We start from the raw sequence: 13,960 nt of genomic DNA, 5'->3' as shown, positions 1-13,960 counted from the left end.
TGGGCACGGTCGGATCATCGGCAACGGGACGCGGCTGAATTTGCAGGCAGTCGTGACGTATCCTGCGGCGCCGATGCCGGAATGCCAATGCGGAGCCGGTAGTGCCGCTATAGTGACGGAGAGTGCCGCCGCGCCGGTCCGCGCGAGCCGCACCTTCGAGCAGGAGACACAGCATGCATTTGCAGCAACGCGAGCATATTGCGACGGTCATGCAGGTGGCCGGCGACGGGCTCGCATCGGGCCACGCGACGGTGCACGACGAGATCATTCGCGCCTCTTGGCAGCGCTGCGTGCACGAACACCGGCTGGATCCCACGCGCATGCAGGAAGCCGTCATCCTGCCCCGCGAGCGCCTGCGTGAGCACCAGGACCAGATGGAAGAGTTCCTGCATATTGCGCGCCATGGCCTGGAGACGCTGTACCAGCAGGTGGCCGGCATGGGCTACTGCGTGCTGCTCACCGATGCGCGCGGCGTCACAGTGGATTTTCTCGGTGATCTGGTGTTCGAGCCGAGTCTGCGCAAGGCGGGCCTGTACCTTGGCGCGGACTGGAGCGAACATCATGCCGGCACCTGCGGCGTGGGCACCTGCATCGCCACCGGCGAGGCGCTGACCGTGCACCTCGACGACCACTTCGACGCGACCCACATTCCGCTGACCTGCACCACGGCCCCGGTGTACGACGCCCTCGGCCAGCTCAATGCGGTGCTCGACATCTCCGCGCTCACGTCGCCCAGCGCCAAGCAGAGCCAGCACCTCGCGCTGCAACTGGTCAAGGTGTATGCCAATCACGTGGAGAATGCGAGTTTTCTGCACCGCTTTCGTCATGACTGGATCCTGCGCCTGAGCGGCGCGCCCCAGTTTCTCGACATGAATCCCGAGTACCTGCTGGCCGTGGACACCACAGGCCGCGTGATCGGCCACAACCGGCGCGCCCAGTTGTTGCTGGAGGCGGACACGAACGGCCCGCCGGTACTGGGCCAGCCGTTCGAGCGGCTGTTCAATGCCTCCTTCAATGACCTCGGGCGCTTCGTGCACGTGCGTCCGAGCGACCAGCGGGCCATCACCCTGGCCGGCAGTGCGCGGCTGCTGTTCATGCTGGCCGCACCGCCGCCGGTGCGCTGGGCCGCGCCGGCCCAGGCCCTGGAGCGCAAGCTGCCGTCTCCGCTGGCGGGCCTGTCGGGCGGCGACCCGGCGCTGGACCGGCAGATCGAGCGGGCGGCCCGGCTCGTCAATTCACCGGTCAGCATGCTGCTGACGGGCGAGACCGGCACCGGCAAGGAGTATTTCGCGAAGGCGCTGCATGAGAGCAGCGAGCGCCGGCGCCAGCCGTTCGTGGCGGTGAACTGTGCTGCCATTCCCGAAACCCTGATCGAGAGCGAACTGTTCGGCCACCTGCCTGGCAGCTTCTCGGGCGCGGGCCCCAAGGGCAAGCGCGGCCTGATCCAGGAGGCCGATGGCGGCACGCTGTTCCTCGACGAGATCGGCGACATGCCGCGCGCCCTGCAGGGCCGCCTGCTGCGCGTGCTGGCCGAGCGCGAGGTGCTGCCGATTGGCGCGACGCGGCCGATGCCGGTGAACCTCCGTGTGATTGCCGCGACCCACTGCGACCTGGAAGCGTTGGTGCGCGAGGGCTGTTTCCGCGACGACCTGTACTACCGCCTCAACGGCGCCCACATCATGCTGCCGCCGCTGCGCGAGCGCCACGACCTGGGCTGGATGCTGGACCGCATGCTGGGTCGGGATGTGTCGGGCGCCGCGCTCAAGGAGGTGCCGGAGCTCGCGCCCGCCGCGCGGGCCTGGCTGCTGGCACACCGCTGGCCGGGCAATCTGCGCGAGCTGCGCAACGTGATCGAATACGCCCGCACGGTCTGCAGCCAGGGCTACATCGAGCTGGGCGACCTGCCCGATACGCCGGGTGCGGCGGCGACTCTGCAGGCACTGGCGCCGCGCGCAGCGGCCGCCACCAGCGAGGCGACGCAACTGCTGCAGCACTTGCGCGCCGCGCGCTGGAACGTGACTGCGGTGGCGCGCCAGCTGGGCATCTCCCGCATGACGCTGTACCGGCGCATGAAGCGCTGGGGCATCAGCTCGCCCAACCAGCGGGACGATCAGGTGTTGCCTTGAGCCGCCGTTCAGGTGTCACACCCAGGGCTGTGACACCTGTCTCAGTGTGACGCCTGCACACGCCAGCGTGTTGCACCGCAGCAGAGCTGCCAGGACCGGAAAAATCCAATGCCATCTGGCAGTTAAACGCGCGGGCCGGCGCGTTGGTACGACGGGCACGGGCCTTGCACTCCCTGATGCGCCGGGATCTTCCGGCGTTGCACATCACCGGAGACAAGAAGCATGACGGACAGTGTGAATTCACCGACCCAGCAGGCAGCGCAATGGCTGGCACGGCTGGCAGCGGCGCTGGGCCAGCGCGACATCAACGCCGCGCTGGCGCTGTTTGCCGAAGAGAGTTATTGGCGCGATCTGGTCTCATGGACCTGGAACATCAAGACGATGGAGGGCAAGGACGCCATCCGCAGGATGCTCGAGGCCCGCCTGGCCGACACCAAACCGTCGAACTTCGCATTGGAAGGCGAGGCGACCGAGGCCGACGGCGTGACGGACGCCTGGTTCACCTTCGAGACCGGCGTGGCGCGTGGCCGCGGGCACCTGCGGCTGAAGGATGGCAAATGCTGGACCCTGCTGACGACCATGACCGAACTCAAGGGCTTCGAGGAACGCAAGGGCGAGCACCGCATCAAGGGTGCCGAGCACGGCGTGCAAAAGGGCCGCAAGAGCTGGCTCGAGAAACGCCAGGAAGAAGCAGAAACCCTGGGAACGACCGAGCAGCCTTATGTGGTGATCGTCGGCGGCGGCCAGGGCGGCATTGCGCTGGGCGCGCGGCTGCGCCGGCTTGGCGTGCCGGCCATCATCGTCGAGAAGAACGAGAAGCCCGGCGACTCCTGGCGCAAGCGCTACAAGAGCCTGTGCCTGCACGATCCGGTGTGGTACGACCATCTGCCCTACCTGCCTTTTCCGGACGACTGGCCGGTGTTCGCGCCCAAGGACAAGGTTGGCGACTGGCTCGAGATGTACACCAAGGTGATGGAGCTGAACTACTGGGGCTCGACCACCGCCAAAAAGGCAAGGTACAACGAGGCCGCACAGGAGTGGGAAGTGGTGGTCGAGCGCGCTGGCCGGGAGATCACGCTGCGGCCCAAGGAACTGGTGTTCGCGCTGGGGGTGTCGGGCCGTCCCAACGTGCCCAAGATCGCCGGTGCCGAGAACTTCAAGGGCGAGCAGCATCACTCCAGCCAGCACCCCGGACCCGAGGCCTACCAGGGCAAAAAATGTGTGGTGCTGGGCTCCAACAACTCGGCGCATGACATCTGTGCCGCACTATGGGAAAACGGCGCCGACGTGACCATGATCCAGCGCAGCTCGACCCACATCGCGCCCTCGAATTCGCTGATGGAACTGGCGCTGGGGGGCCTGTATTCCGAGCAGGCGGTGAAAAATGGCATCGACCACCACAAGGCCGACCTGATCTTTGCCTCGGTCCCCTACAAAATCATGCACACCTTTCACATCCCGGTGTATGAGGAGATGAAGAAGCGCGATGCCGACCTGTATGCGCGGCTGGAGAAGGCCGGCTTCATGCTCGACTTCGGCGCGGACGGCTCCGGCCTGTTCATGAAATACCTGCGCCGCGGTTCGGGCTACTACATCGATGTGGGCGCCTCGGAACTGGTGGCCAACGGCAGCGTCAAGCTCAAGAGCGGCGTGAACATCGAGCGGGTCAATGAACACTCGGTCACGCTCTCCGACGGCACGGAACTACCGGCCGACCTGCTGGTTTACGCGACGGGCTATGGCTCCATGAATGGCTGGCTGGCGGACCTGATCTCGCCGGAGATTGCCGACCAGGTGGGCAAGGTCTGGGGTCTTGGTTCGGACACGCCCAAGGACCCCGGCCCCTGGGAGGGTGAGCTGCGCAATATGTGGAAGCCGACTCAGGTGCCGCACCTGTGGTTCCACGGCGGCAACCTGCACCAGTCGCGCCACTACTCGCAGTTCCTGTCGCTGCAGCTCAAGGCGCGAAAAGAAGGCATCGAGACACCGGTCTACGGGCAGGCCGAGGTGTATCACCTGCGTTAGTAGCGCATCGCGGCTTCATGAATACGTGACCCAGTCCGCGTGCTCCGGCGCGTCCAGGTGCGGCAGCGTGTTGTAGGTCAGCAGCATGTGGCGCTTGGGCGTGAAGGCGAATTCGGTCACAGAAGCGTTGCGGATGCGCAGGTTCAGCTCGATCGTGGTCTCGGGCGTGGTGCCCAGCACATGGCCGACCGCGGTGGCAATCGGGCCACCGCTGGAGACGATCAGCACCTTGCCGCCGTGATGCCGGGCGCGCACATGGTCGAGCGCGCTGGTCACGCCGGCCACGAATTCCGTGTAGCTCGGCATGCCCCTGGGGCTGACCACGCCGGCCATCCACTGGGCCAGGCCGTCGCGCAGCAGGCGGAAATGGTGCCGGTACATCTCGGGCGAGTCGGGCTTCTCCAGCTTGTGCGGATGGATCGCGCCAATCACCGCTTCGCTGTCGTATTCGTTCAGCCCGGGCCAGGGCAGCGCCTCGGTCGTGAAGCCGCCACCCTCACGGATGCCTGCCCAGGTTTGCGCATGGCGGCGCAGCGTGCCGGTCAGCACGGCATCGAAAGTGAGGCCCTTGTCGCGGAAATACTCGCCGAGGCGCACGCTCTGCTTCTTGCCCAGATCGCTCAGGTTGTCGTAGTCTTCGGCGCCAAACGAGGCCTGGCCGTGGCGCACGAGGTAAAGGGTTCCCATGCCTGCAATTTAGGGCAAACGGGTCGGCGCCCCTTGTCCCGGGGGTGACCTCAAGCGGCGTTCATGAGCACCTTGGCGACAGTCCCGCTGTCCACATTGCCGCCGCTGAGCGCGATGCCGACGACCTGCCCGGACAGTTGGCTGCGCTCCTGCATGGCGGCGGCAAAGGCGGCGGCGCCCGCACCCTCGGCCACGTTGTGGGTGGCGGTGTACAGGTCGCGCATGGCCTGCGCTACCTCCAGGTCGGTGACCTTGACGATGTGGTCGAGGTGCGCGGCCAGGATGTCGAGTGCGACGGGGTCGGCGACGCGGCACGCCATGCCGTCGGCCAGCACGGTGGTCACGGGTGCCTCCACCACGCGGCCCGCGGTCAGCGAGTCGAAGTAGGTGGTGGCGTGCGCGCTGACCACACCGATGATCCTGGCCCGGTGACCCAGCGCCAGTTTGGCGGCAATCGCTGCGCATGCGCCCGAGCCCTGGCCGATCGGCACGTACGCCACACCCAGCTGTGGCACGGCCTTGAAAAATTCCCACCAGTAGGTGCTGACGCCGCGCACCAGGTCCAGGTGGTAGCTCGGCACCATGTGGGCGCCGCGATCAAGCGCCAGCCGCATGGCGAACTCGCGGCTTTCCTGGAAGTCCTGCCCGTGCTCGATCAATGTGACGCCGAGCGCGCGCATGGCCGCATTTTTCTCCAGCGAATTGCCGTGCGGAACCACGATGGTGCAGGCCACGCCATGCGCGCGCGCGGCCCAGCCGATGCTCTGGCCATGGTTGCCGCGCGTGGCGCTGACGACCTCGCCCGGCAGTTCGCCGCGCTGCTTCAACTGGTCGAAATAGGTCAGCCCGCCGCGCAGCTTGAAGGCGCCCACCGGCGTGTGGTTCTCGTGCTTGACCCAGCACTCGGTGCCCAGCCGCTCGGACAGCAGTCCCCAGCGGTATTGCGGCGTGGCCTGGAATTCGCGGTACACCACTTGGGCGGCGGCTTCGATGTCGGGCAGGGTGGGCAGGTTCATGGGTGGATCTCCAGCAGGCCGTTCGCTTACAGCGTCACCGTGCCATCAATGCAGGTCACCGACTCGCCGCCGACCCAGACCTGGCCGCCTGCATCGCGCTCGATGTGCACGCGCCCGGCGCGGTCCAGGCAGCTGCCCTGCGCCGCCAGATAACGCGCGGGTGCCAGGCCGTCGGCAATCAGCCACTGCGCCAGGCTCGCATTGAAGCTGCCGGTCACCGGGTCCTCGTTGATGCCGATGGGCGCGGCAAAAGCCCGCACCTCGAGGTCAGGCGCGGCCGCGGCGGGTTTGGTGTGGCCCACAAAGGCGCGTGCCTCGCGATTCGAGCGCGCTATCAAAGGCGTAGCGTGTTGCGCAGTATAGGCGCCGGCTACACCCACTTTTTGTCCCAAAGTCTTGAGCCGGGCGTGGTCGGGCGTGAGCGCCAGCACGCTTTCGCTGCTGTCCAGCCACAGACCGAGCCAGACCGGGCCGTTGTCCAGCAGTTGCGCGGCCACGACCTGCGCGGGCCGCAGGCCCAGCGCCTGGCTGACCTGGGCCAGCAGGGCCGGCGCCGGGTTGCTGCGCTGGAGTGGCGGCGCGGCAAACGCCAGCCGCTGGCCGTCGCGGCGAATCTTCACCAAACCCACCTGGCATTCCTGCGTGATGACGTCAGCCGCTTGCGGCTGGCCTCCGGCCTGCAGCCACGCGTGGCAACTGCCCAGCGTCGGGTGCCCGGCAAAGGGCAGCTCGCCGCCGGGCGTGAAGATGCGCACCCGGTAGTCGGCGCCCGCTGCCCGGCCCGCAGCGGTCGGCTCCAGCACGAACGTGGTCTCCGACAGATTCGTCCAGCGCGCAAAACGCTGCATCTGCGCGTCGTCGAGGCCCGCGCCGTCCAGCACCACGGCCAGCGCGTTGCCGAGGTAAGGCTCGGCGGTGAACACATCGACCTGTTTGAACGGGCGCTGCATCGTGCTATTCCTTACCGGCCTGCCGGATGGCCTGTGCCAGCGCGGCCACGCCGGTCTTGATTTCGTCCACGCTGGCGGTCACGAAACTCAGGCGCAGGGTGCGCGGGTCGCTATGGTCGGCATAGAACGCCGCGCCCGGCACAAAGGCCACGTTGTGCTCGACCGCCCTGGGCAGCAGCCGGACGGCGTCCATGCCCTCGGGCAGGCGCGCCCACAGGAACATGCCGCCGGCCGGGGTGTTCCAGCTCACGCCCGCGGGCATGTGCTCGCGCATCGCGGCCAGCATGGCACCCTGCTGCGACTTGTAGAGCGCGCGGATGGTGGGCACGTGACGCTCCAGAAAGCCGTCCGCCATGACTTCGGCGACCACGCGCTGGTTGAAGCCGGCGCTGTGCAGGTCGGCCGCCTGCTTGGCCTGCAGCAGCTTGGGGTACAGCCCCTTTGGCGCCACCAGGTAGCCGAGCCGCAGCCCCGGCGCCAGTACCTTGGAAAACGAGCCGAGGTAGACGCAGCCGTCGGGGTTGCGCGCCGTCATGGGCGCGGGCGGCGGCGCGTCGAACCACAGGTCGCCGTACGGGTTGTCTTCCACCAGCGGCAGGCCCAGTTCGGCCGCGCGCCTTGAGAGCGCCGCGCGGCGCGCCTCGGTCATGGTGCGGCCGGTCGGGTTCTGGAAGTTGGGCAGCACGTACAGGAAGCGCGCGCCTTTGGATTTGCCCACGAGGTCGTCAATCACCACGCCCTCGTCGTCGCTTTGCACACTGACCACCTCGGGCTGCATCGGCGCGAAGGCCTGCAGCGCGCCCAGGTAGGTCGGTGTCTCCACCAGAATGCGGCTGCCTTCGTCGATCAGCACCTTGGCCAGCAGGTCCAGTCCCTGCTGCGAGCCGGTGGTGATCAGCACCTGCGAAGCCTCCGCCGGCCAGGGCAGCGCGGCGGCGACCATCTCGCGCAGCGGGCCATAGCCCTCGCTGGCCGCGTACTGCAGCGAGGCGTGCGCATCCTCGCGCAGCACCTTGGCGCAGGCCGCCGCAAACTCGGCGACCGGAAAGGTCCTGGGCGAGGGCAGGCCGCCGGCAAAGCTGATGATGCCGGGCTTCTCGGTCACCTTCAGGATCTCGCGGATCACCGAGGGGTTCATTTTTTCGGCGCGGGCGGCCAGTTGCCAGAAGCCGGGTTGATCAAGCAGGTTCAAACTCATGGGGTCACTCCAGTTGCCATTTGTGTGGCGGTTCCAACGGGCATTTTCTTGCCGATAAAGACGGTGGCGATGACCGCCAGCCCAAACGCGACCGTCACCGCGTCCAGCGTCTCGCCCAGCAGCGGCACGGCAAACAGCATGGACAGGAACGGCTGGATCAGCTGCACCTGGCTCACGCGCACGGTGCCGCCGAGCGCCAGGCCCCGGTACCAGGCAAAAAAGCCGATCCACATCGAAAATACCGCCACATAGCCAAAGGCCCACCACGCCTGCGGTGTGATGGCGTTCTGCGGCCATGCCGCGAGGACGGCGGGCAGGCTGAGGGGCAGGGCGATCACCAGCGCCCAGCAAATCACGTGGTCGGCGCGCATGCGGCCTGCAAGTTTGGCGCCCGCGCCATAGCTGACCGCGGCGCACAGCATGGCGAGCAGCAGCAGCGCGTCGGCCCAGTGCACGCCCATGCCGGCTGCGGCGATGGCGTTGCCCGAATGCAGCATCGAAAAAGCCGCCACCAGCGCGCTGCCGACCACGGCGCAGAGCCAGAACCCCGCCGAGGGGCGCTGGCGGTGCAGCCAGGCCCCGACCATGGCGGTGGCCAGCGGCAGCACGCCCAGCATGACGCTGGCATGCACTGCCTCCACATAGCGCATGGCGATCGAGGTGAACAGCGGAAAGCCGAACACGGCGCCCAGCGAGGTCGCCAGGATCAGCGGCCAGTCGCCGCGCCGCGGCCGCGGTGCACGTGTGGCGAGCAGAAAAAACAGGCTTAAGGTTCCCGCCACCGCGGCGCGGCCCATCGCGATGAACACGCCCGAGAGTTGCGGCTGCGCGACCGAGCCCACCGCCATGCGCGTCAGCGGCAGCGTGAGCGAGAAGATCAGCACGCCCAGCGTGCCGAGCCACAGGCCCTTGCTGGTGGCGTTCATACCGTGAGCATCCAGCCGGCGGTCAGCACCAGCACCGCGGCCATGGCGCGGTTGAACCAGCGCAGGCGCATCCCGGTCTGTGCCGGGCCGGCCAGCCAGTCGCGCAGCAGCGAGCCCATCAGCGCGTAGCTCAGGGTGCTCGCGAAGGTAAAGACCAGCAGCACCGGCAGCACGATGGCGAAGCGCGCGCCCGGATGCTCGCGCCCGGCGATCCAGCCGCCCATGATGGCCAGCGCCAGCATCCAGCCCTTGATGTTCATGAACTGCAGGCTCGCGCCCTGCCAGAAACCGACGTTCATCCGCGCCGCATTGGCCGAGGCCAGCCCGGTGGCCTGCGTCAGCTTCCACGCCAGCCACAGCAGATAGGCCACGCCCACGAGCTTCACGACCCAGCCCAGCAGCGGCAGCGCCAGCAGCAGCGCGCCCAGGCCGAGCGCGCACACGCACAGCAGCGCACCGAAGCCGATGGGTACCGAGCAGACAAAGGGCAGCGCGCGTTTGAGGCCGTGGTTGGCCGCGAGTGCGGTGGACAGCGTGGTGTTCGGCCCCGGCGTGAAGCTCATGGCGGTGGCGAGCACGAGCAGCGCGGTGAATTCGGCGGCGTTCATGGAAGATTCCGGGTCGTGAGGGCGTGAAGGGCTTGCCTGTGCAGGCGGCCTACTTTATAGTCGAAACCAGTACACAGCCAATACAGTTAATCGCCTCACTTGAGAATCTGTATGGTCCGCCGTGGCAGCACAGCGCCACTTTAACGCCTGCCCCAGCGGTCTTGCAAAGGTCTTGCCATGCTGATGAAAACCGCCGCCCAGTCGCTCACGGAGCAGCTCGCCACGCGCTTTGGCGAGCGCATCCGCAACCGCCTGCTGGCGCCCGGCGCGCGCCTGCCTTCGGTGCGCCAGTGCGCGCAGCAGCAGGGCGTGAGCCCGTCCACGGTGGTCGCGGCCTATGACCAGCTGCTCGCGCAGGGCCTGGTCGAGGCCCGCAAGAACCGCGGCTTTTTTGTGCGGGAAATGGCTGCAGCCCTTGATACGCATGCACCAGGCGCTATGAATCAAGTAGCATCTGCAAAAATCACAGCCGGCGCACCCTCACCCCACGCACCGGTCAACGCCACCGCGCTGATTCGCGGCATGTTCCACGGCTCCAGCGACAAGCCGCAGCCCGGCATGGGCGTGCTGCCGCCGCAGTGGCTGGAGAGCACCTTCATGCCGGCGGCGGTGCGCAAGGTCACCGGCACCCGGGCGCTGCAGGAGTTCTCGCTGCAATACGGCGAGCCCGCGGGCGACAGCGGCCTGCGCCGGTCGCTGTCCAAGAAGCTGGCGGGACTCAATGTGCCAGCGTTGCCGGCGCAGATCGTCACTACCGTGGGCGCCACCCATGCGCTCGATGTCGTGAGCCGCACGCTGCTGCGCCCTGGTGACCACGTGATGGTGGAAGAGCCCGGCTGGGCGGTGGAGTTCGCGCGTCTGGCGGCGCTGGGCATGCGCATCCTGCCGGTGCCGCGCCGTGCCGACGGGCCCGACCTGGCCGTGATGGCGCAGTACTGCGCGGCGCATGCGCCCAAGCTGTTCGTCAGCGTCAGCGTGTTCCACAACCCGACCGGCTACTGCCTCACGCCCGGCAGCGCGCACCGCGTGCTGCAGCTGGCCAACGCGCACAACTTCCACATCGTCGAAGACGACACCTACAGCCACCTCGCGCCCGTGCACGCCACGCGGCTGTGCGCGCTCGACGGCCTGCAGCGCACGATTTATGTCAGCGGCTTTGCCAAGATCCTGGCGCCGAACTGGCGCGTCGGCTTTCTGGCGGCGCCGCCCGACCTGGTGGAGCCGCTGCTGGACACCAAGCTGCTGGCCACGCTGACCACGCCCGCGCTCTTGGAGAAGGCGCTGGCCTGGTGCATCGACCAGGGCCAGTTGCGGCGCCACGCCGAGCGCATCCGCACCCGGCTCGATCTGGCGCGCGCGCGCAGCGTGAAGCTCGCGCTGGCGCACGGCTGCACGTTCGCGGCCGAGCCGGCCGGGCTGTTCGGCTGGGTCGAGACCTTTGTGGACACCGACGCGCTGTCGCAGCGCATGCTCGACGAGGGCTACCTGCTGGCGCCCGGCGCGCTGTTCCACGCCAGCCGCCAGCCCAGCACGCTGATGCGCATCAACTTCGCGACCACGCAGGAGGTGGCGTTCTGGAAGGTGTTTGCGCGGCTGCGCGATGCGATGAAGTAGTGCCGTTACCCGGCGCTGCCCAGCGCTTCCCAGCGTTCCAGCGCCGTCATCAGTTCCTGCTCGATCTGCGCGTTGCGCGCGTTGAGCGCGGCGGCGCGCGCGGCATCGCTGGCGTACAGGCTGCCGTCGGCCAGCTGCTCGGCAATCGCCAGCTGCTCGGCCTCGAGCCCGGCAATCAGCGCGGGCAGGCCGTCCAGCTCGCGCTGCTCCTTGTAGCCCAGCTTCTTTTTTGATAGCGTGGTGCGCCCGTCCGCATTGGGCTTGGGGGTTATTTGGCTCTGAACGGGGGCGGGCTGCACCTGCTGCGCCAGTTCGCGCGTGCGCTTGGACTGCACCAGCCAGTCCTGCACGCAGCCTTCGTACTCGCGCCAGAAGCCGGGGCGGGCGGGCTCGGCCTCGCAGGCGATGATGCTGGTGACCACGTTGTCCAGAAAGGTGCGGTCGTGGCTGACCAGGAACACGGTGCCGTCGTAGTTCTGCAGCAGGTCTTCGAGCAGCTCCAGCGTGTCGATGTCCAGGTCGTTGGTCGGCTCGTCGAGCACCAGCACGTTGGCCGGGCGCGCAAACAGGCGCGCCAGCAGCAGCCGGTTGCGCTCGCCGCCCGACAGCGAGCGCACCGGCGAATTGGCGCGTGCCGGCGAAAACAGGAAGTCGCCCAGGTAGCTCTTGACGTGCTTGCGCTGGTTGCCGATCTCGATCCACTCGCTGCCCGGGCTGATGAAGTCCTCCAGCGTGGCGTCCAGATCGAGCGTATTGCGCATCTGATCAAAATACGCCACCTGCAGGTTTGTGCCCTGGCGCAGCTTGCCACTGTCGGGCGCCAGCTCGCCCAGGATCAGTTTCAGCAGGGTGGTCTTGCCGGCGCCGTTCGGGCCCAGCAGGCCCACCTTGTCGCCGCGCAGGATGGTGGCGCTGAAATCCTTCACGATGATCTTGTCGCCGAAGGCCTTGCTGACGTGGCTCAGTTCCGCCACGATTTTGCCGCTGGACTGGCCGGTCGCGACATCCAGGTTGACGCTGCCCAGCGCATCGCGCCGTGCCGCGCGGCTCGCGCGCAGTGCCTGCAGCCGTCCGATGCGGCTCTGGCTGCGGGTGCGGCGCGCCTCCACGCCCTTGCGGATCCAGACTTCTTCCTGCGCCAGCAGCTTGTCGGCCTTGGCGCTGATGACGGCTTCCTGCGCCAGTTGATCTTCCTTCTGCAGCAGGTACTGGCCGAAGTTGCCGGGGTAGGAGCGCAGCTGGCCGCGGTCCAGCTCGACGATGCGGGTCGCCACGCGGTCCAGAAAGCTGCGGTCGTGCGTGATGGTGACGATGCTGCCCTTGAAATCGACCAGCAGATCCTCCAGCCATTCGATCGAGTCCAGGTCCAGGTGGTTGGTCGGCTCGTCGAGCAGCAGCACATCGGGCTTGGCCACCAGCGCCTGCGCCAGCGCCACGCGCTTGCGGGTGCCGCCCGACAGGGTGCTGATGACAGCCTGCGGGTCCAGGTGCAGGCGGTGCAGGGTTTCTTCCACGCGCTGCTCCCAGTTCCAGGCGTCAAAAGCCTCGATCTGCGATTGCAGGGCGTCCAGGTCGACCCCGTCGGCGCCCGACAGATATTGCTCCCGCACGCCAATCACCCCCGCCAGTCCTGCGCTGGCAGCTACGAAAACCGTAGCGTCCGGATCCAGCACGGGTTCCTGCGCGACAAAGGCGATGCGCAGGCCCTGCTGCACCTGCAGCGTGCCGTCGTCGGGCTTTTCGAGCCCGCCCAGGATTTTGAGCAGCGACGACTTGCCCGCGCCGTTGCGGCCGATCAGGCCCACACGTTCCGCGGATTCAAGGGAAAAGCCGGTTTTATCGAGCAGTGCGACGTGTCCAAAGGCCAGTTGGGCGTCGAGAAGGGTAATGAGTGCCATGTGGGGAGCGATTATCCGGTGCGTTTACCGGGAGCCCTCCCTATCGCCGCCATCAGGGGCGTTCTATAGTGGATTGTCAGCGCCTTGGCGCGCCGCTTAACTTGAGGAGATTCTGTGGAATTGCAAATCAACGGCCAGCCGGTCCAGGTCGATGCCGATCCCAATATGCCGCTGCTATGGGTGCTGCGCGACGTGCTGAACATGACGGGCACCAAATTCGGCTGCGGCGTGGCGGCTTGCGGCGCCTGCACCGTGCATATCGACGGCCAGGCCGTGCGCTCGTGCGTGTTGCCGGTGTCCGCGGTGGCGGGCAAGCGCATCCAGACCATCGAGGCGCTGGGCACGTCGCAGCAGCCGCATCCGCTGCAGGTGGCCTGGATTGCCGAACAGGTGCCGCAATGCGGCTACTGCCAGAGCGGCATGCTGATGGCCGCCGCCGCGCTGCTCGAAGCCAAGCCGCAGCCGACCGATGCCGACATCGACGAGGCCATGACGAATATCTGCCGCTGTGGCACCTACCAAAGAGTGCGCGCGGCGATTCACCGGGCGGCCGAGAGCCGCCCGCCAGCGCGTTCGCCCGCGGGCCCGCCCGCCGTGGCGGTGGCGTTGCTGGATGCCGGGAGTCATTCATGAGGCGCCGCACCTGGTTGTTGAGCGCCGCCGGCGCCGCCGGCGCGCTGGTAGTCGGCTGGAGCATCCTGCCCGCGCGCTCGCGCCTGGGCTCGCCGGATCTGATGCTGCCCGAGGCGGGCGACGTCGCGCTGAACGGCTGGATCAAGATCGCCGCGGACGGCAGTGTGGTGCTGGCAATGGCGCGCAGCGAGATGGGCCAGGGCGTGTACACCGCGCTGCCCATGCTGGCCGCGGAAGAGCTCGATGTGCCACTCAGCAGTGTGCGCATCGAGCAGGCAG

Annotated in this window: 12 protein-coding genes (1 of these 12 running past the window's edge); 5 read left to right on the top strand and 7 right to left on the bottom strand. The window is 67.6% G+C overall.

Annotated elements, in window-relative coordinates; all coding sequences use genetic code 11:
• The first annotated feature begins 173 nt into the window (after window positions 1-173).
• Window positions 174-2,126 (top strand): sigma-54-dependent Fis family transcriptional regulator, encoded by a 1,953-nt coding sequence (locus B0E49_RS19130; RefSeq protein ID WP_077564268.1) that lies wholly within the window; start codon window positions 174-176, stop codon window positions 2,124-2,126.
• A 222-nt stretch (window positions 2,127-2,348) separates the two neighbouring features.
• Complete coding sequence (locus B0E49_RS19125) at window positions 2,349-4,151, top strand: NAD(P)/FAD-dependent oxidoreductase (RefSeq protein ID WP_077564266.1); 1,803 nt, start codon at window positions 2,349-2,351, stop codon at window positions 4,149-4,151.
• A 15-nt stretch (window positions 4,152-4,166) separates the two neighbouring features.
• Here the strand turns inward: B0E49_RS19125 and B0E49_RS19120 are convergent, their stop codons facing one another.
• The 6 genes from B0E49_RS19120 to B0E49_RS19095 are packed head-to-tail and all read right to left on the bottom strand — an operon-like array spanning window position 4,167 to window position 9,536.
• Complete coding sequence (locus B0E49_RS19120; RefSeq protein WP_077564264.1) at window positions 4,167-4,838, bottom strand: histidine phosphatase family protein; 672 nt, start codon at window positions 4,836-4,838, stop codon at window positions 4,167-4,169.
• Window positions 4,839-4,888: 50 nt separating this feature from the next.
• Complete coding sequence (locus B0E49_RS19115; RefSeq protein ID WP_077564262.1) at window positions 4,889-5,854, bottom strand: threonine dehydratase; 966 nt, start codon at window positions 5,852-5,854, stop codon at window positions 4,889-4,891.
• A gap of 26 nt (window positions 5,855-5,880) precedes the next feature.
• Window positions 5,881-6,804, bottom strand: a complete 924-nt coding sequence (locus B0E49_RS19110; RefSeq protein ID WP_077564260.1) for a PhzF family phenazine biosynthesis protein — start codon at window positions 6,802-6,804, stop codon at window positions 5,881-5,883.
• Between the two features lie 4 nt (window positions 6,805-6,808).
• Window positions 6,809-8,002: an aminotransferase-like domain-containing protein gene (locus tag B0E49_RS19105; RefSeq protein WP_077564258.1), complete on the bottom strand. Its 1,194-nt coding sequence runs from the start codon at window positions 8,000-8,002 to the stop codon at window positions 6,809-6,811.
• Entirely contained in the window at window positions 7,999-8,928 is a 930-nt protein-coding gene (locus B0E49_RS19100; RefSeq protein WP_077564256.1) for a DMT family transporter, read from the bottom strand. The genes B0E49_RS19105 and B0E49_RS19100 overlap by 4 nt, the downstream gene beginning before the upstream one ends.
• Entirely contained in the window at window positions 8,925-9,536 is a 612-nt protein-coding gene (locus B0E49_RS19095) for a LysE family translocator (RefSeq protein ID WP_077564254.1), read from the bottom strand. The genes B0E49_RS19100 and B0E49_RS19095 overlap by 4 nt, the downstream gene beginning before the upstream one ends.
• Window positions 9,537-9,713: 177 nt before the next feature.
• Here B0E49_RS19095 and B0E49_RS19090 point away from each other — a divergent pair, with 177 nt between their 5' ends.
• Complete coding sequence (locus tag B0E49_RS19090; RefSeq protein ID WP_077564252.1) at window positions 9,714-11,150, top strand: aminotransferase-like domain-containing protein; 1,437 nt, start codon at window positions 9,714-9,716, stop codon at window positions 11,148-11,150.
• 5 nt (window positions 11,151-11,155) lie between these two features.
• Here the strand turns inward: B0E49_RS19090 and B0E49_RS19085 are convergent, their stop codons facing one another.
• On the bottom strand, window positions 11,156-13,048 hold the full coding sequence (locus B0E49_RS19085) for an ATP-binding cassette domain-containing protein (protein WP_077564250.1): 1,893 nt from the start codon (window positions 13,046-13,048) through the stop codon (window positions 11,156-11,158).
• Window positions 13,049-13,162: 114 nt separating this feature from the next.
• On the opposite strand from B0E49_RS19085, the gene B0E49_RS19080 reads away from it, so the two are divergent.
• Both B0E49_RS19080 and B0E49_RS19075 read left to right on the top strand, forming a co-directional pair.
• Window positions 13,163-13,681, top strand: a complete 519-nt coding sequence (locus tag B0E49_RS19080) for a (2Fe-2S)-binding protein (protein ID WP_077564248.1) — start codon at window positions 13,163-13,165, stop codon at window positions 13,679-13,681.
• Window positions 13,678-13,960 carry the start of a xanthine dehydrogenase family protein molybdopterin-binding subunit gene (locus B0E49_RS19075; RefSeq protein ID WP_077564247.1) on the top strand. Its footprint extends 1,985 nt past the window's final position, so the window shows 283 of its 2,268 coding nt (coding positions 1-283); its start codon is at window positions 13,678-13,680; its stop codon lies beyond the right edge, outside the window. The genes B0E49_RS19080 and B0E49_RS19075 overlap by 4 nt, the downstream gene beginning before the upstream one ends.

It is taken from the genome of Polaromonas sp. C04, assembly GCF_002002705.1.
Taxonomy (GTDB): domain Bacteria; phylum Pseudomonadota; class Gammaproteobacteria; order Burkholderiales; family Burkholderiaceae_C; genus Rhodoferax_A.
This window is presented reverse-complemented; position numbering and strand designations above follow the sequence as displayed.